The 26,831-nt window shown below is 70.3% G+C and carries 28 protein-coding genes; 11 read left to right on the top strand and 17 right to left on the bottom strand.

The window, feature by feature from the left end; all coding sequences use genetic code 11:
• Positions 1-4 precede the first annotated feature (4 nt).
• The 4 genes from PGN23_RS16825 to thpR all read right to left on the bottom strand — a co-directional run bounded on the left by PGN23_RS16825 (position 5) and on the right by thpR (position 3,621).
• Positions 5-1,555: a spinster family MFS transporter gene (locus PGN23_RS16825; RefSeq protein ID WP_335304213.1), complete on the bottom strand. Its 1,551-nt coding sequence runs from the start codon at positions 1,553-1,555 to the stop codon at positions 5-7.
• Between the two features lie 58 nt (positions 1,556-1,613).
• A complete protein-coding gene (locus tag PGN23_RS16820; RefSeq protein ID WP_335304212.1) occupies positions 1,614-1,940 on the bottom strand; it encodes a hypothetical protein in 327 nt (108 codons plus the stop codon).
• A 211-nt stretch (positions 1,941-2,151) separates the two neighbouring features.
• The gene (locus tag PGN23_RS16815; protein ID WP_335304211.1) at positions 2,152-3,000 is read right to left on the bottom strand and encodes a hypothetical protein; all 849 of its coding nucleotides are present in this window, start codon (positions 2,998-3,000) and stop codon (positions 2,152-2,154) included.
• 78 nt (positions 3,001-3,078) lie between these two features.
• Entirely contained in the window at positions 3,079-3,621 is a 543-nt protein-coding gene (gene thpR / locus PGN23_RS16810; protein WP_335304210.1) for an RNA 2',3'-cyclic phosphodiesterase, read from the bottom strand.
• A gap of 135 nt (positions 3,622-3,756) precedes the next feature.
• Between thpR and PGN23_RS16805 the strand changes: the two genes are divergently transcribed.
• The 4 genes from PGN23_RS16805 (at position 3,757) to PGN23_RS16790 (ending at position 6,440) form a co-directional block, all read left to right on the top strand.
• Positions 3,757-4,497 (top strand): Bax inhibitor-1/YccA family protein, encoded by a 741-nt coding sequence (locus PGN23_RS16805; RefSeq protein ID WP_335304208.1) that lies wholly within the window; start codon positions 3,757-3,759, stop codon positions 4,495-4,497.
• An 83-nt stretch (positions 4,498-4,580) separates the two neighbouring features.
• Positions 4,581-5,378, top strand: coding sequence for a transglutaminase-like domain-containing protein (locus PGN23_RS16800; protein ID WP_335304207.1), 798 nt, complete (start codon positions 4,581-4,583; stop codon positions 5,376-5,378).
• Positions 5,379-5,426: 48 nt separating this feature from the next.
• Positions 5,427-5,696: a hypothetical protein gene (locus PGN23_RS16795; protein WP_335304206.1), complete on the top strand. Its 270-nt coding sequence runs from the start codon at positions 5,427-5,429 to the stop codon at positions 5,694-5,696.
• A 192-nt stretch (positions 5,697-5,888) separates the two neighbouring features.
• Positions 5,889-6,440 (top strand): hypothetical protein, encoded by a 552-nt coding sequence (locus PGN23_RS16790; RefSeq protein WP_335304205.1) that lies wholly within the window; start codon positions 5,889-5,891, stop codon positions 6,438-6,440.
• Between the two features lie 49 nt (positions 6,441-6,489).
• Here PGN23_RS16790 and PGN23_RS16785 read toward each other — a convergent pair whose 3' ends face one another.
• From PGN23_RS16785 to PGN23_RS16760, 6 genes are all read right to left on the bottom strand, one after another.
• Positions 6,490-7,227, bottom strand: coding sequence for an extensin-like domain-containing protein (locus PGN23_RS16785; protein ID WP_443019816.1), 738 nt, complete (start codon positions 7,225-7,227; stop codon positions 6,490-6,492).
• Entirely contained in the window at positions 7,227-8,024 is a 798-nt protein-coding gene (locus PGN23_RS16780) for an NUDIX hydrolase (RefSeq protein ID WP_335304203.1), read from the bottom strand. Before PGN23_RS16780 ends, PGN23_RS16785 begins: the two co-directional genes overlap by 1 nt.
• A gap of 237 nt (positions 8,025-8,261) precedes the next feature.
• Complete coding sequence (locus tag PGN23_RS16775; RefSeq protein WP_335304202.1) at positions 8,262-8,795, bottom strand: NUDIX hydrolase; 534 nt, start codon at positions 8,793-8,795, stop codon at positions 8,262-8,264.
• Positions 8,792-9,448 (bottom strand): TPM domain-containing protein, encoded by a 657-nt coding sequence (locus tag PGN23_RS16770; protein ID WP_335304636.1) that lies wholly within the window; start codon positions 9,446-9,448, stop codon positions 8,792-8,794. Before PGN23_RS16770 ends, PGN23_RS16775 begins: the two co-directional genes overlap by 4 nt.
• A 9-nt stretch (positions 9,449-9,457) precedes the next feature.
• Positions 9,458-10,288: a TPM domain-containing protein gene (locus PGN23_RS16765; protein WP_335304201.1), complete on the bottom strand. Its 831-nt coding sequence runs from the start codon at positions 10,286-10,288 to the stop codon at positions 9,458-9,460.
• A 97-nt stretch (positions 10,289-10,385) separates the two neighbouring features.
• Positions 10,386-10,961, bottom strand: a complete 576-nt coding sequence (locus PGN23_RS16760) for a LemA family protein (RefSeq protein WP_335304635.1) — start codon at positions 10,959-10,961, stop codon at positions 10,386-10,388.
• A 110-nt stretch (positions 10,962-11,071) separates the two neighbouring features.
• Here PGN23_RS16760 and mscL point away from each other — a divergent pair, with 110 nt between their 5' ends.
• The gene (mscL, locus tag PGN23_RS16755; RefSeq protein WP_335304200.1) at positions 11,072-11,530 is read left to right on the top strand and encodes a large conductance mechanosensitive channel protein MscL; all 459 of its coding nucleotides are present in this window, start codon (positions 11,072-11,074) and stop codon (positions 11,528-11,530) included.
• Between the two features lie 45 nt (positions 11,531-11,575).
• Here mscL and PGN23_RS16750 read toward each other — a convergent pair whose 3' ends face one another.
• The 4 genes from PGN23_RS16750 to PGN23_RS16735 form a co-directional block, all read right to left on the bottom strand.
• Positions 11,576-13,141, bottom strand: a complete 1,566-nt coding sequence (locus PGN23_RS16750) for an amino acid permease (protein ID WP_335304199.1) — start codon at positions 13,139-13,141, stop codon at positions 11,576-11,578.
• A 107-nt stretch (positions 13,142-13,248) separates the two neighbouring features.
• Positions 13,249-13,641, bottom strand: coding sequence for an HIT domain-containing protein (locus tag PGN23_RS16745; RefSeq protein WP_335304198.1), 393 nt, complete (start codon positions 13,639-13,641; stop codon positions 13,249-13,251).
• An 11-nt stretch (positions 13,642-13,652) separates the two neighbouring features.
• Positions 13,653-13,988: a phosphoribosyl-ATP diphosphatase gene (locus PGN23_RS16740; protein WP_335304197.1), complete on the bottom strand. Its 336-nt coding sequence runs from the start codon at positions 13,986-13,988 to the stop codon at positions 13,653-13,655.
• Positions 13,989-14,019: 31 nt separating this feature from the next.
• Complete coding sequence (locus PGN23_RS16735; protein ID WP_335304196.1) at positions 14,020-14,202, bottom strand: hypothetical protein; 183 nt, start codon at positions 14,200-14,202, stop codon at positions 14,020-14,022.
• Positions 14,203-14,537: 335 nt separating this feature from the next.
• Here PGN23_RS16735 and PGN23_RS16730 point away from each other — a divergent pair, with 335 nt between their 5' ends.
• The gene (locus tag PGN23_RS16730) at positions 14,538-15,998 is read left to right on the top strand and encodes a flavin-containing monooxygenase (RefSeq protein WP_335304195.1); all 1,461 of its coding nucleotides are present in this window, start codon (positions 14,538-14,540) and stop codon (positions 15,996-15,998) included.
• Positions 15,999-16,008: 10 nt separating this feature from the next.
• On the opposite strand, the gene PGN23_RS16725 is transcribed toward PGN23_RS16730, so the two are convergent.
• Entirely contained in the window at positions 16,009-16,926 is a 918-nt protein-coding gene (locus PGN23_RS16725; protein ID WP_335304194.1) for a DUF2971 domain-containing protein, read from the bottom strand.
• Positions 16,927-17,055: 129 nt separating this feature from the next.
• On the opposite strand from PGN23_RS16725, the gene PGN23_RS16720 reads away from it, so the two are divergent.
• The 5 genes from PGN23_RS16720 to PGN23_RS16700 all read left to right on the top strand — a co-directional run bounded on the left by PGN23_RS16720 (position 17,056) and on the right by PGN23_RS16700 (position 23,961).
• Positions 17,056-17,442, top strand: coding sequence for a winged helix-turn-helix domain-containing protein (locus PGN23_RS16720; protein ID WP_335304193.1), 387 nt, complete (start codon positions 17,056-17,058; stop codon positions 17,440-17,442).
• Between the two features lie 41 nt (positions 17,443-17,483).
• Positions 17,484-18,647, top strand: coding sequence for an NAD(P)/FAD-dependent oxidoreductase (locus PGN23_RS16715; RefSeq protein WP_335304191.1), 1,164 nt, complete (start codon positions 17,484-17,486; stop codon positions 18,645-18,647).
• Positions 18,648-18,716: 69 nt separating this feature from the next.
• Positions 18,717-19,346: an MSMEG_1061 family FMN-dependent PPOX-type flavoprotein gene (locus tag PGN23_RS16710; RefSeq protein WP_335304189.1), complete on the top strand. Its 630-nt coding sequence runs from the start codon at positions 18,717-18,719 to the stop codon at positions 19,344-19,346.
• A gap of 96 nt (positions 19,347-19,442) precedes the next feature.
• The gene (locus PGN23_RS16705) at positions 19,443-20,810 is read left to right on the top strand and encodes a sugar porter family MFS transporter (protein WP_335304187.1); all 1,368 of its coding nucleotides are present in this window, start codon (positions 19,443-19,445) and stop codon (positions 20,808-20,810) included.
• A gap of 325 nt (positions 20,811-21,135) precedes the next feature.
• A complete protein-coding gene (locus PGN23_RS16700; RefSeq protein WP_335304186.1) occupies positions 21,136-23,961 on the top strand; it encodes a TonB-dependent receptor domain-containing protein in 2,826 nt (941 codons plus the stop codon).
• A 45-nt stretch (positions 23,962-24,006) separates the two neighbouring features.
• Here PGN23_RS16700 and PGN23_RS16695 read toward each other — a convergent pair whose 3' ends face one another.
• Both PGN23_RS16695 and PGN23_RS16690 read right to left on the bottom strand, forming a co-directional pair.
• Complete coding sequence (locus PGN23_RS16695) at positions 24,007-26,076, bottom strand: putative bifunctional diguanylate cyclase/phosphodiesterase (protein ID WP_335304185.1); 2,070 nt, start codon at positions 26,074-26,076, stop codon at positions 24,007-24,009.
• A gap of 87 nt (positions 26,077-26,163) precedes the next feature.
• Positions 26,164-26,829, bottom strand: a complete 666-nt coding sequence (locus PGN23_RS16690; RefSeq protein WP_335304184.1) for a TetR family transcriptional regulator — start codon at positions 26,827-26,829, stop codon at positions 26,164-26,166.
• Positions 26,830-26,831: the final 2 nt, after the last annotated feature.

The raw sequence follows: 26,831 nt of genomic DNA, 5'->3' as shown, positions 1-26,831 counted from the left end.
ACCGTCAGATGACCTCCCCCGCCGCCCGTGCGCGGTCCTCGCGGGTGCGTTCGGCGGCGGGGACCAGGCGATAGGCGCCGATGCCGGCGGCGACCGTGACCGGCACCGTCAGCAGCAGCGACAGCATCCCCGTCGACAGGCTGCCCGTCAGCGTCGAGACGCGGCCCGCCAGATACGGCCCCAGCGCCAGCCCGAGCAGCGTCGTGCCGATGAAGAAGGTGGCGGTCGCGGTGCCGCGCATCCGCGGCAGGACGAGGTCCTGCGTCGTCGCCGCGGCCCCGCCCAGCCCCCAGCTGGCGAAGAATTGCGCGCCGAACAGGCAGACATAGAGCACGATCGGGGTCGAGGTGGTGAAGGCCGCCGCCATGAACGGCACCGGCAGCGTCGCGCCGAGCAGCACCAGGATCAGGCGCCCCGCGGGGTTGCGGCGGCGCAGGCGGTCGGCGATCAGTCCGCCCACCGTCACCCCCAGGAAGCCCGATACCGCGCCCTGTCCCCCCAGGATCAGCCCGGCCTCCGCTGCGGACACGCCCAGATCGCGCATCGCATACGGCGCCGCCCAGAAGCCGGCGGCATAGCTCAGGAAGGCGTTGAGGCCGTAGGCGACCACGGTGCACAGGAACGCCGGCGTGCCCACGATCAGCCGGAAGGTCGGCAGGTCGCGGTGGCGCAGCGCGCACGCCCAGGAGAAGACGGCATAGACGCCGATCCCGATCGCCAGCCATTGCGGCAGCGGCTCGCCGAGCGCCAGCAGCAGCGCGACCAGCGCCACCGTCACCGCCAGCCCGGCCAGATTGACGAGCAGCGCGCGCATCCCCAGCCGCGCCGCGCCGATCAGCGTGAACGGCGGCAGGATCGTCATCAGCTCGTCGAGGAAGGCACGGAAGGGGGCGGGGTGCTTCTCCGGTTCGGGCAGCCCCTCGACCGCGCCGCGGATCGGCTCGCGCAGGGTCGCGACGACCAGCGCCAGGACGAGCCCGGGGATCCCGACCGCGAGGAACGCGGCCTGCCACCCGGCCAGCCCGAACGGGCCGCCCTGCGGATAGGCACGGTTCCACGACTGCACGATCAGCCCGCCGATGAAGAGCGAGCAGCCCCCACCGACATAGAGCCCGGCGGAATAGATCGACAGCGCGGTGGCGCGCAGCTTCTTCGGGAAATAGTCGGAGATCAGCGAATAGGCGGAGGGCGACGCGGTCGCCTCGCCCACGCCCACGCCGATCCGCGCGGCGGCGAGGTGCGCGCCGGTCGACGACAGGCCCGACAGCGCGGTCATCGTCGACCACAGCCCCAGCCCGACCGTCATCAGCCGCACGCGGTTCCAGCTGTCCGCCAGCCGCCCCAGCGGGATGCCGAACAGCGAATAGAAGACGCCGAACGCGGTGCCGTAGAGGAAGCCGAGATCCTCGTCCTTCAGCCCCAGGTCGCGCTTGATATCCTCCGCCAGGATCGAGATCACCTGCCGGTCGATGAAGTTGAGGATGTAGACGAGGAACAGGATCCCCAGCACGTACCAGGCGTAGCCGCTCGCGCGGGTCTCGCTCTCGCTCGTCATTCGCCTCTCCATCCTGTTTCGCGCCAAGCGTAACAGAGGAGGGGCGCGAGGGAAGGGGCTAAAGCGCGCGGTGGCGCATCCCGGCCACGGCGGCGACGGCGATGGCGGGAATGCTGAGGACGAGCAGGAACGCGACCGCGACCGGCCAGCCGGGCGACGCCAGCGCGCCATGGGCCCACATGACAGGCGCCTGCGCGATGACCACGACGACGCCCCCGCCCCAGCCGAGCTTGCGTCCGGCGAGGGCGCACAGGAGCAAGGCGCCGGGATACCAGCCGTACCAGTAAGCGGGGGCATCCCATGGCTCGGTGACGTTCGCGACCCACGCCACTACGCTCCAGTAGAGCAGCGCGAGCAGCAGGGTCCCGGCCGCGGCGATGCTCATACGGGACGACAGCCGACACCTCCGGATGCTCGCGTTCCGCAACGGCAAGGGCGGGCGACGGCCCTGCCTTACTCTTGGGCGGTCGACGAGGTCCAGTGGCGGACGAGGTGGAAGCCATGGAAAGCGCTGTCGGCCCGGCCGCGGACCTGGCCGGTGACGGCGTGCGACCCTGGCGCGGACACGGCTGACGGAAGGCGGCACGAATGACGCCTCAGCCTGGCGGGATCACCCCGGCGCGGGCGGCGGGGCTGTCGATGGACGTGTCGCTGGACGGAGCGGCGGTTGCAGCGGGTGCGATGGGCGCGGGGGCGGCGGTTCCCGTCGCCGGGCGGGTGGAGGTCGGGGTGGGGCTGGGGGCTGGATTGGGCGGATCGACGATGTTCACCAGGTCGTTGCGCCGCTGATCGACGGATTGGTTGAGCAGCGCCTTCATCCCGAGGAAGCTGCACAGGCCGGCATAACGCACGACGACCGAGCGCGCGGTCATATAGTCGGTCGGAAGCGACCCGTCGCGGTACGTACGCAGCCGGTATTCATCCTGCGCGGCGAGCACGAGCGCGCGGATGCTTTCCAGCTCGGGCGCGACGACGAAGGAATCGTCGTAGTTGCGCCACGTCGAATCGAGGCCGCCGGTGATCGCGGTGGTGCCGCTGACCACCGCCTTGGGGACGGTCGTAATCAGGCCCAGCACGCTTCCTACCGCGGTGCCGACGTCGTTGGTCAGCGCGCGGCCGAACTTGCGCCGGCGCATCGAGGCGTTGGTTTCGCGGAAGAAGCGGTCGCAATAGATGTCGGTCAGGCCGAACCCGGCGGCGAGGTAGCGCTTGATCTCGCCGGGGTTCTCGGGGTCGCGGAAGGTGAAGCTGGTCTTCGCCCTGCCGTCGGCGCCGGTGCTGGTGCCGGTCGGCTCCAGCGATTCGCTCAATACCGCGATCAAGGCGTCCTCGGTCTGCGGCGACGGGACCGGCGGCGCGGACAGGTCGGTGGAGAGCGCCGAGCCGGATGCGCATCCCGCCAGCGCGAGCGCCATGGAAGCCGCGGTATACACCTTCTTCGTCATGATCGATCCCCCCGAATCCTGTGCGGTCAGGATAGGGGATCGCGGAATCGCCGCGGCCGGTGTTGCGTCCGTTTCGGATCAATCAAGCCGCCAGCGTGCCACCGCGTCGTAGCGGGCGCCGTCGCCGGTCAGGTGGCTTTCGTACAGCAGCAGATGGTCGAGCGGGAAGGGCGCCGTGGCAAGGCCGGCGTGCGCCTCCACCCAGCGCGCGATCGCGGCGGGATCGGCGGCGCGGCGACCGAAGCGGGCGAGCGTGACATGCGGCAGGTAGCGGCGCCGATCGGGCGCGATGCCGGCGCGGGCCACAGCCTGATCCACCTTGCGGTGGAGCGCGGCGAGCGCGTCGACGGGCACGACGCGTGCCCACAGCGTGTCGACGTACCCGCGGGTGTCGAACGTGCCCACCCCCTCGACGCGGGCCGCGACCGTCGGGGCGGCTATGCCGGCGAGGGCAGCGGCGATATCCTCCGCCCGATGCCGGTCCACCTCGCCGATGAAGCGCAGCGTGAGGTGGAGTTGCTCGTCGTCCTGCCAGCGCGCGCCCGGCAGCCCTTCCATCGCCGCCAACAGGGCGGCGCGGACGGCGGGGGGCGGGCGCAGGGCGACGAACAGGCGGTGCATCGGATCCCGGATGAAATCTGTGTAACGAACGGTTGCTGGGGGTGGAACGATCCGCGCGTTTCTTGAATTGCAGCGTCGAGCGCGCGATATTCACATTATCCGGCAGCTGTAGCCGGACGAAGGAGCAAGAAGACAATGGCCAATTGGTCCGATCCCCGGCCCTCCGCCACCGCTTTCGGCGGCGCCGCTTCGGGCACCCGCACCGAGGCGTATGACGCCGGGCTGCGTTCGTACATGCTGTCGGTCTACAACTACATGGCATCGGGCGTGCTGCTGACGGGTATCGTCGCGCTGCTGTTCGCCATGTCGGGTGCCGCGGCTACCGTGTTCCAGACGCCGCTGCGCTGGGTCATCACGCTGGCGCCGCTCGGCTTCGTGTTCGCGATGAGCTTCGGACAGGGCAAGTTCTCGTCCGGTACGCTGAAGGCGATGTTCTGGGGCTTCGCGGTCGCGATGGGGCTGTCGCTGTCGACGATCTTCCTCGTCTATTCGCCGCTGGCGATCGCGCAGGCGTTCTTCGCCACCGCGGCGGGCTTCGGTGCGCTGAGCCTGTACGGCTACACCACCAAGCGCGACCTGTCGGCGTTCGGCACGTTCCTCATCATCGGTCTGGTCGGCCTGATCGTGGCGAGCCTCATCAACATGTTCGTCCAGTCGGGGCCGCTGGGCCTGGTCATCTCGCTGGTCGGCGTGCTGCTGTTCGCGGGCCTGACCGCCTATGACACGCAGCGCACCAAGAGCCTGTACTTCCAGGTCGCGGGCTATGGCCCGGAGATGGTCGGCAAGGCGATCGTGATGTCGGCGCTGAGCCTGTACCTCGACTTCATCAACATGTTCCTGTTCATCCTGCGCCTGTTCGGCGGCAACCGGGACTGATTTTCCCGCTCGTACGTTGACGGTATCGGAGGCCTGGCGGGGGACCGCCGGGCCTCCTTCTTTTTGTCCGCAAGGATCGCCGCATGCGCCTCTCCATCCGCGTCCACCTGGACTATGCCTTTCCCGAGCCGGCCGACGTGCTGCTGCAGATCGAGGCGGCGGCGCAACGCGATCAGCGGCTGGAGGCGCAGTCGCTGACGATCCGCTCCGATCACCCGATCCGCGCGGTGGCGGGGGAGGAGGGGATCGGGCAGCGTTGCTGGGCGCGCGGCGACCGGCGGCTGGTCGCCGATTATGCCGCCACCGTGCGGATCGCGCGCGACGATGTCGACCTGACCGCGCTGCCCGCGACGCCGGTCGCGCAACTGCCGCCGGGGCTGATCGCGTATCTGCTCCCCAGCCGCTATTGCGAGTCGGACCGGCTGGAGAATTGGGCGCGACGCCGCTTCGCCGGGCTGTCGGGCGGTGCGCTGGCGATGGCGCTGATGGAATGGGTGCACGCGAACCTGGAATATGGCTGGACCGATTCCAGCGGGCGTACCGGCGCGCTGGAGACGTTCGCCCAGCGACGCGGCGTGTGCCGGGACTATGCGCACCTGCTGGTGGCGCTGGCGCGCGCGGTCGAGATCCCGGCGCGCTGCGTGTCGGCCTATGCGCCCGGCGTCGATCCGCCCGACTTCCACGCGGTGGCCGAGCTGTGGCTGGACGGGGCGTGGCGGCTGATGGACGCGACCGGCATGGCGCGCGCGGACGAGCTGGCGCGGGTCGCGGTGGGGCGCGATGCGACCGACGTCGCGTTCATGACGATCTTCGGCACCGCGCACCTGCTGGCGCAGACCGTCGAGGTCGTCCGGCTGGCCGATGCCGGAACGGTCGCGTGATCCGGCACGTTGAGCCCGCGTAACCAACGCAGGAGCAGGAGCAGGACCATGAGCAGCGACAGCCCGATCGACGACAAGGCGCTCGACAGCCTCTCGGTCGCGCCGGCGGGGCAGGACGCGGGGCAGGAGGCGGGCGCACCGCGACGGGGCGATGCCGGGCGCGACCCGTCGCTGGGCGACGACAGCCTGGACGAGGCACTCGACGAATCGATGGATGCGTCCGATCCGCCCGCGGCGACCCAGCCGAGCCGGGCCGAACCGGCGCCGTCGTCCGGCTTCGACGCGGCCGAGGAAGCGGAGCGCCAGCGCGACGCGTGATGCGCCGCCGCCACACCCGCACCCCGGCCGACGCATCTTTCACGATGGAATAACTCCGTTCGTCGCATCCATGTTGCGGCGCACCATGGTTTCATGATCGATTGATGACAGCCGGGGGCGGATGTTAAGGCTGGTGTTAACCAACCTCGGGCATCCTGCCTCTCAGGTCCAACTGTGGGGTGGGGTCAGGCGATGGGTGGAAGGACACGGCCGGCGGAAGGCGCAATGACGCTGGCGGAGATGAAGGAATTCGCGGGTTTCGCGGGCGCGACGCAGCGGTACATCCGCCGCAGCCTGGACGTCGGGCTGGACCGCGAGGATGCGATGGCGCGCTGGTCGCGCGACGTGGTCGAATCCGCGAGCATCCGGGCGCAGGCGCAGCATTATCGCCGCCTCCCCGACCTGCGCGCGCTGGTGCCGGACGACAGCGGGCTGGACGTGGCGGAGCGGCTGCTGGCGCCGCTGGTGACGCTGACCGCGTTCGACCTGGGGCAGGGGCGGATCACGTCCTTCTCGGCCTATCGCTTCCTCTACGAACGGCTGGTGGGGGCCGCGGTCCGTCCGTGGCTGCCGAGCGCGTTCTGCGCCGGCGCGGCGATGCCGCACCTTCACCCGGAATTGCGGCGCAAGCTGCTCCAGTCGATCAGCGAGGCGGCGGCGACCGCGTCGGGCTGGTCGTCGCGACAGCCGGCGTTCTTCCCCTATTGGGTCGAGAAGGTCGATACGGCGGCCCTGCCGAACTGAGCCATCATCCGTCATGCCGGACGTGCTCCGGCATGACGAGTCGGCAACATCATCGGCACGCGCGCCAGCTCATCGCGCCGCGATCCGCCTGGTCGAGGTGGAAGTGGTCGCGGTGGGCGGCGTTGTAATCGGGGGACAGGACGGTGGCGAACAGGTCGCAGGCGCCGTCGCGTACCTCGCGCAGGAAACGCCCCTTCGCGCCCGTGTCGTTCCAGTCGCCGACCACGCTGATGCGCGTGCCGTCGGCGAGGCGAAAGGCGGCGATGTCGAGCGCGTTGGCGGTTGCATGTTCGCTGAAGGCGCCCGCGTCGCGCCCATACATGCGGCGGCAATTGTAGCTGCCGAAATGCTCGATGCGCGTGACGGGCTCACCGAAGGCGCGACGCGCGGCGGGGGTCACGACGTTCCACTCCCACATCGCCATCGCGGCGGCGACGGGACACGACGTGCCGACGTTCGCGGGCGCCAGCGCGATGCGACGCGCACCGCCGGGCGTGAGGCGGGTCGCCTCGTCATAGCCGCATTGCGCCTCGCCCGCGGGGCGGCGGGCGGGCAGCGCGGTGTAGCGGACGCCGGCCTGCTCCAGCAGCGCACGGCAGCGCGGCGTATCCTCGCCCAGCGCGGCGAGCTTGCGCCCGGTGGCCGCCCCGACGGGGGCGCCGAGGTCCAGCGGAGTCCAGGGCAGGTCCTGCGGCTTGCCGCGCAGCGCCCCCCACAGCACGACGCCGGCGAGGACGAGCAGCGCCAGCACCACCGCGCTGACGACCGCGCGGCGGATGGCGCGGATCAGCCGCGCATGGCCGCTGCCAGCCTTTCCGAGGTGATGGGGTAGCCGAGATCGTCGGGGATGCAGAGGTGCTGTTCTCCGTCACGCGTTTCGGGCCAGGGCGTCACCACCCGCTGCGGCGTCGCGCGTGCGTGCGCCACCGCATCCTCGTAGCTGGCAAACTGCGCCAGCCGCTCCAGGTTGCGTCGGGTCGGAAAGATGATCGCCATGCGCCCGGCGTCCGCCTCGTCGAGCACTTTATGCGCGCTGGCCCAGACGAGGCGCACGTTCTCGGTCTGGTCGACCGTCGCGCGCGGTGCGTCGGCGGGGAGGCGCGCGAGATAGAAGCGCGTGTCGAAGATGCGCATGTTGCGGTGCGCGGGACGCCAGCGCGCGAAGGGGACCAGCAGGTCGAGGTCCAGTGCGGCGCCGGCCTCCTTCAGCACTTCGCCGAAGGGCGTGCCGGCGTGGAGCGCGGCGCGCATCGCGTCGAGCGTCTTCGCCGAGGGCGGGGTGGCGAGGCCGACGGGCAGGCCCGCTTCCTCGATCGTCTCGCGCACCGCGCCGATGCGGGCGGCCATCTCCTCATCGCCACCCATGGTCTGCGCGAGCAGGTGATCGCCGGGATCGACCCGCCCGCCGGGGAAGACCATCGCGCCGGCGGCGAAGACCATCGCCTTCGCACGCTCCACCATCAGCAGTTCGGGCGGGCCGTCGGCCACGTCGCGGAAGACGACCAGCGTGGCGGCTGGGATGGCCTCGGGAAGATCCTCGCCCTCGTCCGCGAAATGGCTGTCGTTGAAGCTGCGGTCGGTCATGGCGTCTCTCCGTCGATGCGTGGCGGCGGTCCGGCGCCGTCGTTTGCGCCATCATCGGGCGCGTCGGGCGGAAGGGCAAGCGAGGACAGGCGCGGAGGATAGCGAGGGCCATCATGGCATCGTCCGTCATGCCGGGCTGGTCCCGGCATCCAAGGCCGCCGGCGCCTCACGAGCGTGCTCGCAGGGAAACCCTGGACCCCGGGTCAAGCCCGGGGTGACGAATTGAATGGGGCGGCGTTAGATCAACGAATCGGCGAGCAGCAGCAGAAGCTTGACGTCCATCGCGACGCCCTCGGCGCGCTTCGCGGCGACGAAGGCGGCGATGTCGGCGCGCGGGACGAGGTGGACGGTGATGTCCTCGTCACCCGCACCGCCGCCGTCGCCGACCTTCACGATGTCGTGCGCGCGGACCAGCGTGAACCCCTCCGTGACCATGCCGGGGGAGGCGTGGAAGAAGCCGAGTTCCTCCATGCGTCCGGCGCGATAGCCGGTTTCCTCCTCCAGTTCGCGCGCCGCGGCGTCCACGACCGGCTCGCCGGCGTGATCGTCGCCGACGAGGCCGGCGGGAAGCTCCAGGCAGCGGCGCGCGAGCGGCACGCGATACTGCTCGACGAGGACGACGCGGTCGGCCTCGTCGAAGGCGACGATCACCGCCGCCTCGATCCCGCGCGCGCGCGCGACATATTCCCATTGCCCCTGCCGGATCGCCTTGATGAAGCGCCCCTCCCACATCGTCGCGGCGGGGAAGGCGGCATTGTCCTCCGCGGTCATAGTTCGATCACCCGGTCGGGCAGTTCGTTGGGATTGTCGGCGGTCTTCGGGAAATGCTCGCGCAGGACCGCGCCGATCGCGGCCACGGCGGCGACCATGCCGTCGCCGGGGCGGCCGTCGCGTACCGCGTCGACCAGCGCCGCCATCGCATCGCCCCAGCGCTCCGGCGCGATGACGCGGTGGATCGCGGCGTCGGTGACGATCTCGGCGATATGCTCGTCCGCCGAGAGGAACAGCAGCACGCCCTCATGCCCGGCGGTGCGGCTTTCGGTGCCGATGCGGAAATATTGCACCGCGCGCCGGCGGACGCGGCGCGCCTTGGTGGCGCGGGGGGTGAGCGCGAGGCGCAGCGGCATCCAGGCGAGCGCGACGCGTACGATCAGGAACGCCAGCGTCTGCGCGATCAGCACGGCGAGCATGTCGCGGGCGAGGTCGGCCTGCTCCCAGCCGCGGTCGAAGGGGGTGAAGATGCCGGGCCGGATCGCGCCGATCGCGGTCACGGCGAGGACGGCGAGCACCGCGTAGTGGAGCGCGACGTCGTGATAGGCGTCGGAGCGCTCCGCGACGACGGTGACGATCTCACCATCGGTGGTCGCCTCCGCGGCGGTGACCGCGGCGGCGATCGCCTCGCGCTCGGCGGCGGTCAGGACCAGTCGCGTCACCTACCAGCTCCCGCTCGCGCCGCCGCCGCCGAACGAGCCGCCCCCGCCCGAGAAGCCGCCGCCGTCGCCGCCGCCCCAGCCGCCGCCCCATCCACCGCCGCCGCCGCCACCGCTGCCCCAGCCGGGTCCCCAGATGACGACGGGGGCGACACCGCCGCGGTAGCTGCGCCCGCGCCCGCGCGCGAAGAGCATCGGCAGGATGATGAAGACGACGACCATGATCCAGAAGCCCGCGACCATCCAGTCGCCGACCGTGTCCTTGCGCTGCGTCCGCTTCGCCGCGGCGGCCTGCGCGCGTCGTTCCGCGGCCTCGAGCGGGAGCGTCATTTGCTCCGCGATCGCCTGCGCACCGGCGACGATGCCGCCGGCCATGTCGCCCTCGCGGAAGCGCGGCAGGATGGTCTGGTTGACGATGACGCTGGAGAGGGCGTCGGTCATGATCGGCTCCAGCCCGTAGCCGACCTCGATGCGGACCTTCTTCTCCTTGGGTGCGACCAGCAGGATGATGCCGTTGTTCGCGTCCTTCTGCCCGATCCCCCATTCGCGCCCCAGGCGATAGCCGTAATCCTCGATCGCATAGCCTTGCAGGTCGGGGATGGTGGCGACGACGAGCTGGCGCGACGACGCCTTCTCGGTTTCCGCCGACAGCTGGGTGAGCTGCTGGACCTGCTGCGGGGAGAGCAGCCCGGCGGCATCGACGACGCGCCCGGAGAGTTTGGGGAAGGTCTGCGCGGTTGCGGGGGTGGCGAGCGCGAGGGTGGTGAGGAAGAACGCCAGCAGGAGGCAGAGGATGCTCCGACCCGCACCGTCATGCCGGACTTGTTCCGGCATCCACCGTTCCGCAGGCGTGATCGCTGGTGCGCGTGCGGAACGGTGGACCCCGGAACAAGTCCGCGGTGACGAGGTGGGGGGGAAAGGTCGGGGCACCTCAGCCGCCGAAGTTCACCGTCGGCGCCGTCTCCGCGCCCGGCGTGGTGGCCTGGAACGGGACCAGCGGCTTCGCGCCGTAGAAGATCTTCGCGCCGACCGCGTCGGGGAAGGTGCGGATGCGGGTGTTATAGTCCTGGACCGCCTGATTGTAGTCGCGGCGCGCGATGGTGATGCGGTTCTCGGTCCCCTCCAGCTGCGACTGCAGCGAGAGGAAGTTCTGGTTCGACTTCAGGTCCGGGTACGCCTCCTGCAGCCGCTGGAGCGAGAAGGTGACCGCGTTCTGCGCGCGCTCGAACTGCTGCACCTTCGCCGGATCGGTCAGGTCGTCGCCCGACAGCCGGATGCGGCCGGCGCCCGCGCGCGCCTCGGTCACGCGGGTCAGCACGTCGGACTCCTGCTTCGCATAGCCCTTCACGGTCGAGACCAGGTTGGGGATCAGGTCGGCACGGCGCTGATACTCGTTCTGCACGTCGGCCCAGCGCGCCTTGGCGGTTTCCTCGGCGGTGGGGACGCTGTTGAGCCCGCAGGCGGCGAGCGGCAGCGCCAGCATCACGGGGGCATAGCGACGGATCATCGGTGCGGTCTCCACTGTCTGTGTCATTCATATAGGACACCGCCCCGGGGGTCGTGAAGATCGCACGAATGGTTTATTTCGACCCCACAACAGACACGAAGGGACCAGCCATGCTGAAGGATTTCCGGACGTTCATCGCGCGCGGCAACGTGCTGGACCTGGCGGTGGGCGTCATCATCGGCGGCGCGTTCGCCACGATCACGAAGTCGCTGACCGACGACATCATCATGCCGGTGGTGGGCGCGATCTTCGGCGGGTTCGATTTCTCCAGCTATTTCGTGCGGCTGGGCGCGGTGCCGGCGACGTACAGGGGATCGCTGACGAGCTATTCGGAGCTGAAGGCGGCGGGCGTGCCGCTGTTCGGATACGGCGAGTTCGTCACCGTCGTCATCAATTTCGTGATCCTGGCGTTCATCGTGTTCCTGCTGGTGCGCAGCGTGAACCGGCTGATCGCGGCGGCGGAGCGCGAGAAGGTGCAGGGGAATGCCGAGCCCGCGGCGGAGCCGGCGGAGGTGGTGCTGTTGCGCGAGATCCGCGACGAGCTGAAGGGGCGGGCGAAGGAGATGTGACGGGTCGCGTCACCCCGGCGCACGGCCGGGGTGACGGTGCGGGCGTTACCGCTGCTCGCCGACGGGGGCGACATATTCGCCCATGTCGGGGCCGCCGTCCTGCCCCAGCCCGCGTTGCAGGTTGGAGTTGCGGATGCCGTAGAGGAAGTACAGCACCACGCCGCCCGCCATGTACCACAGGAAGAACTTCAGCACCGGCCACGGCACCGTCGTGATGAGATAGGCGCACGACGCGATGCCGAGCAGCGGCAGCACCGGATAGAGCGGGACCGAGAAGCCGCGCGGCAGCTCCGGCGCGGCGCGGCGCAGGTAGATGACCGAGAGGCAGACGATCGCGAACGCCGCCAGCGTGCCGACCGAGGTCATGTCGCCCAGCACGTTGATGTCGAAGAACCCCGCCGCCACCGCGGTGATGATGCCGACCAGCGCGGTGTTGATGTACGGCGTCTTGTACTTCGGATGGACCGTCGCGAAGACGCGCGGCAGCAGCCCGTCGCGCGCCATCGTGTAGAAGATGCGGGTCTGGCCGTACATCAGCACCAGCACCACCGAGGTGAGCCCGACGATCGCGCCGATCTTGATGATCTTGGCCAGCCAGCTCCACGCCGGGCCGAAATTATCGACCACGACCGCGACGGGATCGGGCACGTTGAGCTGGTTGTAGGGCACCAGCAGCGTCATGATCGCGGCGACCAGCATGTAGATGACGGTGCACACGACCAGGCTGCCGATGATGCCGAAGGGCATGTCGCGCTTGGGGTCCTTCGCCTCCTGCCCCGCGGTCGAGACGGCCTCGAACCCGATATAGGCGAAGAAGACGATCGAGGCGGCGCGCATGATGCCGTCGACGCCGTACTTGCCGTCGCCCTGCCCCTCGGGGATGAAGGGGGTCCAGTTCCTCGCCACCAGCTCGCCGAAGTTGCTGAGCACGATCAGCCCGCCGACCGCGATGAACGCGACCAGCACGCTGACCTTCACCGCGACGATGACGTTGTTGACCTTCGCCGATTCCGACACGCCCGCCACCAGCAGCGTCGCGAGCGCGAGGCAGATAAGGAAGGCGGGGAGGTTGAAGATCGTCGTCACCGTCCGCCCGTCGACCAGCACCGGCACGCCGTCGCGCATCAGCGTATAGCCCGCGGGGCCGGTCAGCTGCGGCGGGATGTGGAGCCCGAAATCGGCGAGCAGGCTGACGACGTAACCGCCCCAGCCGACCGCCACCACCGAGGCGGCGAGGCCGTATTCGAGCAGCAGCAGCGCGCCCATGATCCACGCCACGAACTCGCCGAGGGTGGTGTAGCCGTAGGTATAGGCCGATCCGGACACCGGCAGCGTCGACGACAGCTCCGCATAGCAGAGCCCCGCAAAGGCGCAGACGATGCCCGCCACGACGAACGACAACAGCACCGCCGGCCCGGCATGGAGCGCCGCGGCGCTGCCGGTACGGACGAAGATGCCCGCGCCGATGATGCAGCCGACGCCCAGCAGCAGCAGGTTCCACTTGCCCAGCGTGCGCTTCAGCTCGCTGGTTTCGGTTTCGCGCTGCACCTGCGCGATCGATTTGCGCGCCATCATGCGCGCGAAAACGCCACCTTCGGGTCGGGTCGCCATAACTCTCCCTTGGTCGCCCCCCGGGGCGCCGTCATGCCAAGCGCGAGAGCCTAATGCCAAATCGCGTCCGCGCAATAGTGTTGCGCGGGCGATCGGTCGGAGATGGGTCAACGCCGGCTGTCGTTCTCGACCAGCATCGGGCCCAGCGGGCGGCCGGCGATGATGTGGACGTGGAGGTGCGGCACCTCCTGATGGCTGTTGGTGCCGGTATTGGCGATCAGCCGGTAGCCCGGCTCAACCAGCCCGGCCTCGCGCGCGGCCTGTCCCACGGCGCGGGTGAAGCTGACGATCTCCGCGTCCGAGGCACGGGCGGAAAAATCGTCCCAGCTGACGTAGCGGCCGCGCGGGATCGCGAGCAAATGGATCGGCGCCCAGGGCGCGATGTCGTGGAAGACGACGGTGTGATCGTCCTCGTACACGCGCTTCGACGGGATCTCGCCGCGCAGCAGCCGGGCGAAGATGTTGCCGTCGTCATAGGGCGAAGTGGCATCGACGCTCATCACGGGCACCTTTATTGCGGAGGGAAGGAGAGCGGGCGGGCGGCCTTTTCGTCGTGGCCGCCGGTGCCTTCGCGGCGGCGCAGCTCGGCGCGGACGTCGTCCAGCGTCAGCCCGGCATCGGCCAGCAGCACGAAGAGGTGATAGAGCAGGTCCGCGGCCTCCGGCACGATCGCGCGGGGGTCGGCACCGATCGCGGCGATGACGGTCTCGGTCGCTTCCTCGCCGATCTTCTGCGCGATGCGGGCGCGGCCCCTGGCGAACAGCGAGGCGGTGTAGGAGCTGCCGGCATCGGCGCCCTTGCGTGCGGCGATCGTGGCGGCGAGGCGGTCCAGGATGTCGTCTGCCATGCGCAGCGGGTGCCGCGCGCGGCGCGCGAGGTCAATCCTTGGCAGCGAAGCGACGGCGAAGCGCGCGGCGGGCGAGCCAGATCGCGACGACCGCGAGCACGAACAGCGCGACGTCCGACAGCTCCGGCATCGTGCGCGCGCGGACGATGCCGTCGTGGCCGGTATCGGCGAGCGCGGGGCCGATCAGGAGCAGGGTGAGGAAGATGGTGCGCACCGGCGGGAGGGTTAGGCGGGGCGGGGTTTCGAAGGGGTTAAAATGCCCCCGGCATCACTCCGGCTCAAGGCGGGGCCTCTGCATGCCGTGCTCCTGCGCAGGCAGGAGCCCAAGGCCCAGCAGAACAATGCCTTATGGGACCCGCAACCCTGGGCTCCTGCCTACGCAGGAGCACGGTGTCGCCTTTTGCAAACGCCCCGCTCGAGGCCGGGGTGACGGGGCGTGTCGGAGTGCGCTAAAACGATCGACTTGATAGGGGCTTCCCATCCGCCCGCCGCCGCGCCATCCTGCGCGCCAACGATGCGGCCACAGACCGCGGGCTAGGAGAGCAGGCGATGGCGAAGCGGATCGCGGTGGTGGGTGCCGGCATGGGCGGGCTGTGCGCGGCCATCAAGGCGCGCGAGGCGGGGCACGAGGTCGTGCTGTACGAACATGCCGATACGGTCGGCGGGACGTGGCGCGCCAACCGCTACCCCGGCGTGGCCTGCGACGTGCCGGCGATCCTCTATCAGTTCAGCTTCGCGCCCAACCCGCACTGGAGCCATCATTATGCGCGCGGGCCGGAAATCCATGCCTATACGCAGTCGCTGGTCGAGCAGTTCGCGCTGGGCGACGTGCTCCGTCTGAACGAACGTGTGACGCGCGCTGTCTGGGACGAGGCCGCGGGACAATGGCAGGTCGAGACCGAGAAGGGCGCGCGCGAGACGTTCGACGCGATCGTGCCCGCGCTGGGGCAATTGTCGCGCCCGCAACTGCCCGGGATCGCCGGGCGGGACGACTTCGCCGGCACGATGTTCCACGCCGCCGAATGGCCCGAGGGGATCGACCTGGCCGGCAGGCGCGTCGGCGTCGTCGGCTCGGCGGCGAGCGCGGTGCAACTGATCCCCGAAGTCGCCAAGGTCGCGGGCCACCTGACCGTGTTTCAGCGCACCCCCAATTGGATCGTGCCGCGCAACGACCAGGCGGTGACCCCCGAGACGAAGGCGTTGATGGCCACCAACCTGGAGGTGGCGATGAAGCTGGGCGCGGCGCACCGGGCGATGATCTTCGACAATGCGGATGCGTTCTTCTGGCAGGCGTTCCAATGGACGCCGGAGGGGCGCGCCGCCTTCACCCGCACCGCGCTCGATCATCTGGAGGCGCAGGTCGCCGACCCCGCGCTGCGCGCGAAGCTGACGCCGGATTATCCGATTGGGTGCAAGCGCATCCTGATCTGCGACGATTTCTACCCGGCGCTGTGCCGCGACAATGTGACGCTGGAGACCGCGGGGATCGACCGCATCGAGGCGGGCGGGGTGCGCACCGCGGACGGGTTCCACGATCTGGACGTGCTGATCTTCGCGACCGGGTTCGAGACGACCGAGTGGAACTGGTCGATGGACGTGTTGGGGCGCGGCGGCGTGTCGCTGAGGGAGGCGTGGCGCGACGGGCCGGAGGCGTATCTGGGGATCATGGTCCACGGCTTTCCCAACATGTTCATGCTCTATGGACCGAACACGAACCTGGGCCACAATTCGATCAGCTTCATGATCGAGCAGCAGGTGGCCTTCATGCTGCGCACGCTGGCGGGCGTCGAGGCGCAGGACGCGCGCGCCGCCGATGTGTCCGAGGACGGGCAGCGGCGCTTCCAGGACGCGCTGGCGCAAAAGCTGTCCGGCACGGTCTGGGCCGACCCGCACTGCCGCAGCTGGTACAAGGCGGCGAACGGGCGCATCTACCAGAACTGGTCGGGCAGCTGCGCCGAATATGCCGAGGCGACGGGCACGGTCGATCGCGAGGTCGTCGCGATCGGGTGAGCCCGACGCGTCACACCTTCCGGTAGGGCGTGTCGGCGACCTCGATACGCGGCTTGTAGCCGTGGATGTCGGCAAGCGTGCGCACCGCGTCCCGCACCGCCTCCGGATCGTCGAAGCCGGGGCCGATGCGGATCGAGGTGAGCGGCAGAAGCTCCACGTCGTCGCCCTGTGGCTTGACCACGTTATAGGGGACCAGGCGCAAGCCGGAGGTGCGGACGCGCACGTCGTCGTGCTTGGGTGAGCAATAGGAGACGATGCGCCACTCCTTCTCCGACTGGAAGGAGCGGTGCTTGTTGAGCAGCGACTTGTTCTCGACGGCCCAGTCGGCCTTGTCGGCCGCGACCTTGATGATCTTCTCGTCCGCGGTCGCATCCAGCTTCATGCCGCCGAGGGTGGTGATGAACTCGCGGATCATCTTCTCCAGCGTGCTGCTCTGGCGGTCCGGATCGTATTCGACCTTGGCGAAGGAATATTCCGCATCGTCCGGCCGTCCGACCGTGTGAAGGACGTTCGCGTCGAACCCCAGCGTGAAGCCCTGCCCGTCGCGCGCATAGCCGCGCCACTGGCTCAGGTCGTCCGACGCCTCCGACAGCGAGAAGACGAAGGAATCATCGTTGCTGCGGATCTCCGACAGGATTCGCATCCGCTTGAGGAACGCGCGGGTGATCGCGTCGTCGCTGTCCAGCTTGTCCAGGATCGAGCGGACGAGGGTCTTCGTATAGGCGGCCTCGGTCTTGTCGTTGAGGAAGCGGTGATCGGTCAGCCAGATGCTGTGCTGTGACAGCATGCCGTGCAGCCCGGCGGCGTCGGTATAATGGAACACCTCCTCCGGCACCTCGCCGCTGCGCGCGACGCGCGTCTCCTCGACCCAGCGGTTCGAGATCGCCTTGAACTTCGCCTCCGCCTTCGCCTCGCTGATCGCTGCCATGTCGCCGTCCCTCCCTCTTGGCTTCTTGGCGGCAAGGTCTGGATCGGCGAACGCCCGGTCAATGTTGTGGCGGCGGCGTTTGGTCCGTTATGGTTGCACCCGCGCCCGACGCGCGGCACGATCGCGGGCATGCGACACGGTCCGCTCAAGCTGAAGGCGCAATTGCTGTGCGGCGATGCGATCGCCATGGGGCCGGGGAAGGCGGACCTGCTGGAGGCGATCGCGCGCGAAGGCTCGATCTCCGCGGCGGGACGCGCGCTGGGGATGAGCTACCGCCGGACCTGGCTGCTGGTCGACGAGATGAACCGCTGCTGGCGGGAGCGGCTGGTCGCGACCGGGCGCGGCGGCGGCGGCGGGGCGACGCTGACCGAGGCGGGGCGCGAGGTGCTGGCGGCGTATCGCGCGCTGGAGGCGGCGATCGACAGCGCGGTGGGCGCGACGGAGGCGTTCGCGGCGCTCGGCGAGCGGCTGCGCGAGGTGCCGCTGGCGCCCGCGTCGGTGACGCCGCGGACGTGATCCGGGGTGACGGCGCGGGCGGCGTGACGTAACGCCGCGCGATGGAACGGTTCGATGCGATCGTGCTGGGCGCCGGCGGGGCCGGGCTGATGTGTGCGGCGGTCGCGGGGCAGCGCGGGCGGCGCGTCGCGGTGCTGGATCATGCCGATGCGGCGGGCAAGAAGATCCTGATCTCCGGCGGCGGACGATGCAATTTCACCAATGTGCATACCGCCGCCGATCGCTATCTCTCCGCCAACCCGCATTTCGCGAAGTCCGCGCTGGGGCGGTACACCGCGCAGGATTTCCTGGCGCTGGTCGAGCGGCACGGCATCGGCTGGCACGAGAAGACGCTGGGGCAATTGTTCTGCGACCGCTCCGCGCGCCAGATCGTCGACATGCTGCTGGACGAGGCGGCGGCGGGGGGCGTGGCGATCCGGCTGGGACAGCCGCTGGGCGAGGTGCGGCATGCCGACGGGCTGTTCGTCGTCGTCCACGGCGCGCGCGAGATCGCGGCGCCGTCGCTGGTGATCGCGACCGGCGGTCCGTCGATCCCGAAGCTGGGCGCGACGGGCATCGCCTACGACCTGGCGCGGCGGTTCGGGTTGAAGGTGGTGGAGCCACGCCCGGCGCTGGTGCCGCTGACGCTGCCGGGGGACGAGGCGCTGTTCCGCGCGCTGTCGGGCGTGGCGACGCCGGTGGTGGCGCGCGCGGGGAAGGCGGCGTTCGCGGAGGCGGCGCTGTTCACGCACCGCGGGCTGTCGGGGCCGGCGATCCTGCAGGCGTCGAGCTATTGGCGACACGGCGAGGCGGTGGCGATCGACTTCCGCCCCGATGCCGCGCCCGGCTGGCTGGTGGAGGCGAAGCGGGCGAGGCCGCGCGCGAGCTTCGCCGCCGCGACGGGGCTGCCCGCGCGGCTGGCGGACGCGCTGGCGGAACGCGTCGGTATCGGCGAACTGGGCAATGCGACCGATCGCACGCTGGCCGAGGCGGAGCGGCGGCTGCGCGACTGGCGCTTCCACCCCGACGGTACGGAGGGGTTCGCGAAGGCGGAGGTGACGGTCGGCGGGATCGCGACCACCGGATTGTCGTCGCAGACGATGGCGGCGCGGCACCTGCCGGGGCTGTATGCGATCGGTGAGGCGGTCGATGTCACCGGCTGGCTCGGCGGGTACAATTTCCAATGGGCCTGGGCGAGCGGCTGGGCGGCGGGAGAGGCCCTATAGCGGCGGACAGATTCATAGCGGCGGACGCCTCCTCATGCTATTGCGAGCGGATAGCATGAGGAGGCGTGGATGAGCGGCGAGGATCCGTATCGGCTGACCAGCGAGGCGGCGTTGCGCGCGGTCTATGGCGAGGCATCCGCCGGGGTGAAGGCGAAGGCGTTCCCGCAGCTCGACCGCCACAGCCGGCGGTTCCTGGAGCTGTCGCCCTTCTTCTGCATCGGGTCGCAGCGGGGGGACGGCAGCGCGGACGTGTCGCCGCGCGGCGGGGAGCCGGGCGCCGTGCAGCCGCTGGACGACCGCCACATCGCCTTCGCGGATCGTCCGGGCAACAACCGGCTCGATACGCTGGTCAACATCGTGGCCGATCCGGCGGTGGGGATGCTGTTCTTCCTGCCCGGGATCGACGACATGATGCGGATCAACGGCGTGGCGCATGTCACGCTCGCGCCCGGGCTGATGGAGCGGTTCGCGCACGAAGGGAAGGCGCCCCGCAGCGTCGTCGTGGTCGAGACGCGCGAGGTCTATTTCCATTGCTCCAAGGCGTTGCGGCGCTCGGCTTTGTGGGACCCGCAGCGGCACCGGGCGCGCGGCGACTTTCCGACGCTGGGGCAGATCGCGCGCGACCAGTTCCGCCTGGCGGTCGCGGCGGAGACGATCGACGCCGCGCTGGAGCATGACGCCGCGACGAACCTGTATTGAGGGGGGGGACGTGGAGGCGCCGATTGAGTGCCGCCGCGGCATCGCGTAACGGGCCCGCACACGCTCCCGTCCGGGGGCGGATCAGCGGAGACTGCCATGACCCCGACCGTATTGTCGCCGCCGCGCGATGATGAGGCCCGCGTTACCGCCGCCATCGTGGTCAGCGCGCTGGGCGCGGCGCTCGGCGGCCTGCTGTTCGGATTCGATACGGCGGTCATTTCCGGCACCACCGCGGCGTTGCAGGCCCGCTTCGCGCTCAGCGACGGGGCGCTGGGGTTCACCGTCGCCTCCGCGCTGATCGGCACCGTCATCGGGTCGCTGATCGCGGGCGCGCCGGCCGACCGCTACGGGCGCAAGCCGATGCTGCTGGTGGTGGCGATCGCCTATGTCGTGTCGTCGCTGGGGGCGGCGCTGGCGGGGAATTGGGCGATGCTGCTGGCGTTCCGCTTCCTGGGCGGGCTGGCGATCGGCGCCGCATCGGTGGTGACGCCGGTCTATATCGCGGAGGTATCGCCCGCGAGGTTCCGCGGGCGGCTGGTGGCGCTGAACCAGCTGAACATCGTGCTGGGCATCCTGATCGCCTTCGCGTCCAATTATGTGATCGCGCAGGTCGTGCCGGGCGACGATTCGTGGCGCTGGATGCTGGGGATCGTCGCGGTCCCCTCCGCGATCTTCCTGGCGGTGACGCTGGCGCTGCCCGACACGCCGCGCTGGTATGCGGTGAACGGTCGCGAGGCGCAGGCGCTGGCGGTGATGCGGCGGCTGGGCTTCGCCGCGCCAGAGGCGGAACTGGCGCGGATGCAGGACGCCCGCGCGCGGGACGGCGCGGCGGAGGCGGCGCCGCGGCTGTTCCAGCGCCGCTACGCCACCCCGGTCGGCTGCGCGATCGCGATCGCGATGTTCAACCAGCTGTCGGGGATCAACGCGCTGCTCTATTACGCGCCGCGCATCTTCGCGCTGGGCGGGGCCGGGGCGGACAGCGCGCTGCTTCAGTCGGTCGCGGTGGGCGGCACCAACCTGGCCTTCACCGTGCTGGCGCTGTTCCTGATCGACCGCTTCGGGCGCAAGCCGCTGCTGTACGTCGGCTCGGTCGCGTGCGCCGCCGCGCTGATCCTGGTCGGTATCCAGCTGGAGGCGGCGCGGCCGGACGGGACGCTGGTGCTGCTGGGGCTGATGGGGTTCATCGCCGCCTTCGCGGTCAGCCAGGGGGCGGTGATCTGGGTATTCCTGTCGGAGGTGTTCCCCAGCGAAGTGCGCGGCAAGGGGCAGGCGCTGGGATCGACCACCCACTGGGTGATGGCGGCGGCGATCACCTGGCTGTTCCCGGTGGTCGCGGGGGCGCTGGGCGGGTTCGTGTTCTTCTTCTTCGGCGCGATGATGCTGGCGCAGCTGGTATGGGTGCGACGTTTCATGCCGGAGACGAACGGCGTCGCGCTGGAGGACATGGGCGCGCGGGTGAATTGAGGCAGCGTGCGAGGCTGGGTTTCCTCGTCGCCCCGGGCTTGACTCCGGCTCAAGGCGGGACCTTTGCAAAACAGGTGCAACGGCACCCAGCCCACGCCGTGCTCCTGCGCAGGCAGGAGCCCAGGGCCAGGCAGAACAACGCCTTATGGGACCTGCAACTCCGGGCTCCTGCCTTCGCAGGAGCACGGTGTAGCCTTTTGCAAAGGTCCCGCTCAAGGCCGGGGTGACGTCTGCAATGGACCCCCTCTTGACAAAACAGACCAATTCCCGTGTCGTCTGCAACAGGTAGCAACGACAATAATACCAGTTGAAGGGGCGCGGGGACATGGCACGGACATTCGACGGGCTTCTGCTGGGTAGCGCGCTGATCGCGCTGGTGGCGGGCGGCGGCGCGGTGGCGCAGGTCACTCCCGCGCCCGGCGCCACCGCGGTCGATGGGGCGGCGGAGGGCGCCGACGGTCAGGACATTCTGGTCACCGGCACGCGGATCACGCGCCCCGGCGTGACCGCGGTGAGCCCGGTCGCCTCGGTCGATGCGGAGGCGATCGCGCTGGACCGTGCGCTGAACGTCGAGAGCGTGCTCAACCGCCTGCCGCAGTTCGTCGGCAGCTTCGGCGCGTCGTCCAACGGGGCGGACTCGCGCGGTGCGGCGACGGCGGATCTGCGCGGGCTGGGGCAGAACCGGACGCTGGTGCTGATCGACGGCACGCGCGGCGCGCCGTTCGGCTTCCGCAACTCGGTCGATCTCAACTCCATCCCGGCGCCGCTGGTCGAGCGGGTCGACGTGCTCACCGGCGGCGCGGCGGCGGTCTATGGCTCCGACGCGGTGGCGGGCGTCGTCAACTTCGTGACGAAGCGCAACTTCACCGGGCTGGAGGCGCAGATCGTCTCCAATATCGCCGAGCGCGGCGATGCGGGGTCGCGCGGCGCGAACCTGACCTGGGGCAAGGACCTGGGCGGTCGCGGCAACGTCGCGGTCTATCTCGGCTGGTCGGAGCGCGACCCGCTGTTCAAGCGCGACCGCGGCTTCGCCGCGCCGGAGCGGTCGGACACCGGCGTCACCACCGCGCGCCCGCTGGGCGGGTTCTTCCGCCGGTCGGATTCGGCCAATGTCTTCAACCTGTCCGGCATCGGCGGCGCGGCGGCGAGCAGCACGTTCGGCTATAACGACGACGGCTCGCTGTCGCCGCTCGCGACCAGCAGCGTGCTGAGCGGGCGCGAGTCGCTGGTGCTGTCGCAGCGGCGCTACAACGCCAGCCTGTTCTTCCATTACGACGTGGCGGACGGCGTCGAGCTGTACGGGCGCGGCATGTACGGCAACAGCAAGGTGCGCGACGTGCTGCCGCCCGCGACCGTTGCGGCGAACGTGCTGATCCGGCGCGACAATCCGTATCTGACGCCGCAGCTGCGCACGATCCTGGCGCCGGCGTTCAACCTGAACGCGGCCGGCACCGCGCCCGGCACCGACGCGGCGCTGCTGACCGTGACCCGCTCGCTGGGCGAGCTGGGCGACCGCGTGACGGAGACGACGCGCGAGACGTGGCAGGGGCAGCTGGGGCTGCGCGGCACGGTCGCGGGGATCCGCTGGGACGCTTATGGCCAGTACGGGCGCAGCGACGAATCGAGCCCGATCTATGGCGAGGGCGTGCTCGCGCGCTTCCAGCAGGCGGGCAATGCGACCGTCGACGCGTCGGGCGCGGCGGTGTGCGCGGATGCGTCTAACGGTTGCGTGCCCGCCAATATCTTCGGCCCCGGTGCGATCGGCGCGGCGGCGGCGGCCTATATCGACGAGCCGGTGGCGCAGGGTCGCCGCCGCGAGCAGGTGGTCGCGGGCGTCACGCTGTCGGCGGACAGCGGCCGCTTCCTGACGCTGCCGGGCGGGCCGATCGATGTCGTCGCGGGCTTCGAATATCGCGACGAGCGTGGGCGCAACACGTACGGCGCGACCGCGCGCGCGGGGCAGACGTTCAACCAGGGCACGCGCGTCGACTTCGCGGGCGGCTATGACGTGAAGGACGTGTTCGTCGAGGCGCGCGCGCCGCTGCTGGCGGACGTGGCGTTCTTCCACCGGCTGAACGTCGAGGGCGCCTATCGCCGCTCCGACTATTCGACCAGCGGCGCGGTGGATGCGTGGAAGCTGGGCGGCGACTGGTCGCCGACCCCGGACGTGCGCTTCCGCGGCAGCTACCAGCGGGTCGTGCGCGCGCCCAATATCGGCGAGCTGTTCGGCGCGACCTCGTCGATCCCGCTTCAGGGTCGCGCCGTCGATCCGTGCGCCAACCCGGTCGCGTCGGGCGCCTCGGTCGCGACCTGCACCGCCAGCGGCGCGCCCGCGGGCGGCTATGTGCAGGATCTGACGGGGGCGCTGTTCATCTTCGGCGGGCGCTCGACGATCCGGCCGGAGACGGGCAAGACGTGGACCGCGGGCGCGGTGCTGACGCCGCGGTTCATCCCCGGGCTGACGCTGACCGCCGATTATTACGACATCCGCATCGACAATGCGGTCGGCGCGGTGCTGCCGCAGGCGACGCTCGACACCTGCTTCGTGGTCGCGCGCGACATCGACAACGTCTTCTGCCAGCAGGTCAGGCGGCAGGCCAACGGGCAGCTGGCCTCGGTCGACAGTTCCGACATCAACGTCGCGCTGCTGACCTCGCGCGGCGTCGACGTGACCGGCGACTATGGCTTCGACATCGGCGGCCTGCGCGCTGGCCTCAGCTACGCCGGGACGATCGTGCTGAGCCAGAAGCAGCAGAACGGCTCGACCGCGCCGGTGGTGGAATGCGCCGGCCGGTTCGGCGCCACCTGCGGGCTGGAGGTGCGCCGCGCGCTGCCGCGCTATCGCCACCGCATGGATGCGTCGCTGGGAGCGCAGGACGTGTCGCTGCGCGTGACGTGGCGGACGGAGGGGGCGGTGCGCGACGATGCCGCCACGACCTATCTGGTCGAGCGGATCGGGCCGCAGCATTATCTGGATCTGGCGGTGTCGTTCGACGTGACCGAGCGTGCGCGGTTCATCGTCGGCGTCGACAATTTGCTCGACCGGCAGCCGCCGCTCGCCTTCACCAACTCGGCGGACGCGAACACCTTCCCGCAATCGTATGACGTGATCGGGCGTCGGTTCGGGGTGTCGTTCACGGTGAAGCGGTAAGGGATCGTCACCCCGGGGTCGGGCCCCGGGGTGACGACAACCGGCTCAGGCCACGGTGCAGCGTTCCTCCGCCATGCGGGCGGGGTGGCCGATGAGATAGCCCTGCACCTGGTGGCAGCCGCTGGCGCGCAGCGCCGCCAGTTCTTCCCGACCCTCGACCCCCTCCGCCACGACCGGCACGCCCAGGCTGTGCCCCAGCGCGATGATGCTGCGCACGATCGACGCCGAGGGCGCATGGTCGAGCATCGACATCACGAAGCTGCGGTCGATCTTGAGCTTGTCGAAGCGGAATTCGCGCAGATTGCCGAGCGAGGAATGGCCGGTGCCGAAATCGTCCATGACGACCCGCGCGCCCGCATCCTGCAACGCGCGCAGCGCGGTCAGCGCCGCGGCGCGGTTGACGCCGAGCAGGGTGGCGCTCTCCGTCACCTCGAACTCCAGCCGCGACGGCGCGATGCCGTGGCGATCGGCCAGCGCGAGCAGCGACTGCGCGAGCCGGTCGTGTCGGAACTGGATCGCGGACAGGTTGAGCGCCAGCGACAGCCCGCGGTTCCAGCGCGCCGCGGTCGCCATCGCGCGGTCCGCGACCCACAGCCCGATCGCGCCGATGCCGCCGCTCGATTCGGCCAGCGGGATGAACAGCTCGGGCGAAATCTCGCCCAGCTCCGGATGCGACCAGCGCAGCAGCGCCTCGTACCCCTCGACCCGCAGCGTGTCGGCATCGGCGATCGGCTGATAGGCCAGGTACATTTCGCCGCGTTCGATCGCGCCCTCCAGATCGTGCGCCAGCCGCCAGCGCAGCCGCACCTCCTCTTTCAGCCCGTCGTCGAAGAAGCGCGCGGTGTTCCGCCCTTCCGACTTAGCGCGGTACATCGCCATGTCGGCCAGGTTGTAGAGCTCCTCGAACGCCAGATCGGGGGCGGAGACGGCGACGCCCACGCTCATGCGCAGCGCGATTTCATCCTGCGCCGTGCGGGCCAGCGCGTCGAACAGCCGGGCCAGCAACGCCTCCGCGGCGCGCGGCTGGTCGCGCGCGACCTGGATGATCGCGAATTCGTCGCCGCCCAGCCGCGCGACCAGATCGTCGGTGCGGACGGTCTTCGACAACAGGCTTGCGGCCCGCTTCAGCGCGCTGTCGCCCCCGGCATGGCCGAAGCGGTCGTTGATCGCCTTGAACTCGTCGAGGTCGATCGCGAAGACCGCGACCCGCTCGCCGGTGCGGCGGGAGCGGGCGAGCTCGTGCGCCAGCCGCTCCTCGAACATCAGGCGGTTGGGCAGCCCGGTCAGCATGTCGTGGTGCGCCAGGAACGCGACGCGGCGCTCCGCCTCGCGCCGCTCGACCATGGCGTGGCGATATTCGGCGAGCCCCCGCGCCAGCTCGCCCAGCTCGTCGCGGCGATCCAGCCCCGGCACGACGGCGCTCGCGTCCTGCCCGGCGTTGAACTGGCGCAGGCGGTCGGCGATCTCGGCGATGGGAACGATGACGCGGCGACGCAGCCACGTCGCCAGCAGCAGGATGACGAGCAGCAGGACCGCGCCGCCCAGCAGCACGCGGTCGATGCTGCGCTGCATCTTGCGCGCGTTGTGCGACACCTCGACGTCGATCCCGCGCACCAGCCGCAGCCGCAGCTCGCTTCGCGCATGTTCCAGCCGCTTCAGCCCGGCGAGGAAGCCGGGCATGCGCGGCTTGATGCCGGCGGGATCGGTGAGCGCGGTGCGCAGCAGGTCGCCGCCGATCGCGGCGAAGCGCGCGGCCGCGGCGCGACGCTCGGTCATCGCCGTCCGCACCGCGCGGGCGAGCGGCTCGCCGCCGTCGGTAAGGCGGTCATGGTCGAGCCGGTGCAGCGCCGCGAGCGCCTCCACGCTCATCACGCCGGGGTCCTGCGCGAACCGCCGCAGCGCATCCTCGGTCCGGGCGCGCGCCGCCGCCGGTACCGGCTGCCCGCGCTCGGCGATCCGCGTGACCTCGCCCAGCCCCAGGCGGAGCACCTGCTGGACCTGATCGTGTTCCTCCTCGGCGGCCAGCATCCGGCTCAGCTGCTGGACGCGATCGTTCTCCGCGCGGACATCGTCGACGGTCAGGACGCCGCCCGAGAGCAGCACCAATGCGAGCACGAACACCGCCGTGAAGGCAGCGAGGACTCGGAAGGTGATCGACCGGGGCAGCATATAATTGCGCGGCGTGTATCAGACGACGCCTTACTATTCCCTTTCCAAGTCGCGATCGGACGCATTCAATCCGCCCATGACGATGTCCGCCACCGTACCGGCGAAGGAGCGGGCGAAGGCCGGCTGGGCGGGGCGGTCGCCCATCGCCGCGCCGATGGTGGCACGGGCCGAGAACAGATACTGGCACGCGCCGATGATGATGAAGTAGAGCTGCTCGGGGTCGACCGCGCGGAACTGCCCGGTGGCGATGCCGTCCTCGATGATGCGGCGCTGGGTGTCGATCAGCGGGGCGACGAATTCCGCCTTCACGCGCGCGGCGGCGGCCTCGTCGGGGCCGCGCAGCAGCTGGTTGAGCAGCGCCAGCAGCCACGGATGCCGCGCATAGGTGCGCACGATCCCGGTGATGTGGAGGCGCAGGCGCGTGCGCGCGTCGACGTCGAGCGCCAGAAGCGCCGCCATCTGGCCCCGCGACCGCCCCGTCACGCGCTCGACCAGCGCGAGCAGCAGCCCCTGCTTGCTGCCGAAATGATAGGTGGCGAGCGGGGCGGTGACCCCCGCCCGCCGGGCGATCGCGTGGAGCGAGGCGTTGGCGCTGCCGCTTTCGGTCATCAGCGCATCGGCGGCCTTCAGCAGCAGCTCGCGAGAGGCGGTATCGCCTCGCGAGGCGGGCGCCGTCGCCCGGGCGCGCGGTGCCGTCACCG

Source organism: Sphingomonas adhaesiva (assembly GCF_036946125.1).
Lineage (GTDB): Bacteria > Pseudomonadota > Alphaproteobacteria > Sphingomonadales > Sphingomonadaceae > Sphingomonas > Sphingomonas adhaesiva_A.
Note: the sequence above shows the minus strand (reverse complement) of the source record. Positions and strands in the feature narration are given on the sequence as shown.

Coding starts and splice junctions, on each gene's coding strand:
- PGN23_RS16740 (WP_335304197.1), bottom strand. CDS start 13,988: ATGGCAGACGACATCCTGGACCGCCTCGCCGCCACGATCGCCGCACGC.
- PGN23_RS16825 (WP_335304213.1), bottom strand. CDS start 1,555: ATGACGAGCGAGAGCGAGACCCGCGCGAGCGGCTACGCCTGGTACGTG.
- PGN23_RS16705 (WP_335304187.1), top strand. CDS start 19,443: ATGACCCCGACCGTATTGTCGCCGCCGCGCGATGATGAGGCCCGCGTT.
- PGN23_RS16780 (WP_335304203.1), bottom strand. CDS start 8,024: ATGACCGACCGCAGCTTCAACGACAGCCATTTCGCGGACGAGGGCGAG.
- PGN23_RS16775 (WP_335304202.1), bottom strand. CDS start 8,795: ATGACCGCGGAGGACAATGCCGCCTTCCCCGCCGCGACGATGTGGGAG.
- PGN23_RS16745 (WP_335304198.1), bottom strand. CDS start 13,641: ATGAGCGTCGATGCCACTTCGCCCTATGACGACGGCAACATCTTCGCC.
- PGN23_RS16795 (WP_335304206.1), top strand. CDS start 5,427: ATGAGCAGCGACAGCCCGATCGACGACAAGGCGCTCGACAGCCTCTCG.
- PGN23_RS16715 (WP_335304191.1), top strand. CDS start 17,484: ATGGAACGGTTCGATGCGATCGTGCTGGGCGCCGGCGGGGCCGGGCTG.
- PGN23_RS16760 (WP_335304635.1), bottom strand. CDS start 10,961: ATGATCCGTCGCTATGCCCCCGTGATGCTGGCGCTGCCGCTCGCCGCC.
- PGN23_RS16765 (WP_335304201.1), bottom strand. CDS start 10,288: ATGCCGGAACAAGTCCGGCATGACGGTGCGGGTCGGAGCATCCTCTGC.
- PGN23_RS16725 (WP_335304194.1), bottom strand. CDS start 16,926: ATGGCAGCGATCAGCGAGGCGAAGGCGGAGGCGAAGTTCAAGGCGATC.
- thpR (WP_335304210.1), bottom strand. CDS start 3,621: ATGCACCGCCTGTTCGTCGCCCTGCGCCCGCCCCCCGCCGTCCGCGCC.
- mscL (WP_335304200.1), top strand. CDS start 11,072: ATGCTGAAGGATTTCCGGACGTTCATCGCGCGCGGCAACGTGCTGGAC.
- PGN23_RS16750 (WP_335304199.1), bottom strand. CDS start 13,141: ATGGCGACCCGACCCGAAGGTGGCGTTTTCGCGCGCATGATGGCGCGC.
- PGN23_RS16720 (WP_335304193.1), top strand. CDS start 17,056: ATGCGACACGGTCCGCTCAAGCTGAAGGCGCAATTGCTGTGCGGCGAT.
- PGN23_RS16730 (WP_335304195.1), top strand. CDS start 14,538: ATGGCGAAGCGGATCGCGGTGGTGGGTGCCGGCATGGGCGGGCTGTGC.
- PGN23_RS16710 (WP_335304189.1), top strand. CDS start 18,717: ATGAGCGGCGAGGATCCGTATCGGCTGACCAGCGAGGCGGCGTTGCGC.
- PGN23_RS16790 (WP_335304205.1), top strand. CDS start 5,889: ATGGGTGGAAGGACACGGCCGGCGGAAGGCGCAATGACGCTGGCGGAG.
- PGN23_RS16815 (WP_335304211.1), bottom strand. CDS start 3,000: ATGACGAAGAAGGTGTATACCGCGGCTTCCATGGCGCTCGCGCTGGCG.
- PGN23_RS16700 (WP_335304186.1), top strand. CDS start 21,136: ATGGCACGGACATTCGACGGGCTTCTGCTGGGTAGCGCGCTGATCGCG.
- PGN23_RS16805 (WP_335304208.1), top strand. CDS start 3,757: ATGGCCAATTGGTCCGATCCCCGGCCCTCCGCCACCGCTTTCGGCGGC.
- PGN23_RS16820 (WP_335304212.1), bottom strand. CDS start 1,940: ATGAGCATCGCCGCGGCCGGGACCCTGCTGCTCGCGCTGCTCTACTGG.
- PGN23_RS16800 (WP_335304207.1), top strand. CDS start 4,581: ATGCGCCTCTCCATCCGCGTCCACCTGGACTATGCCTTTCCCGAGCCG.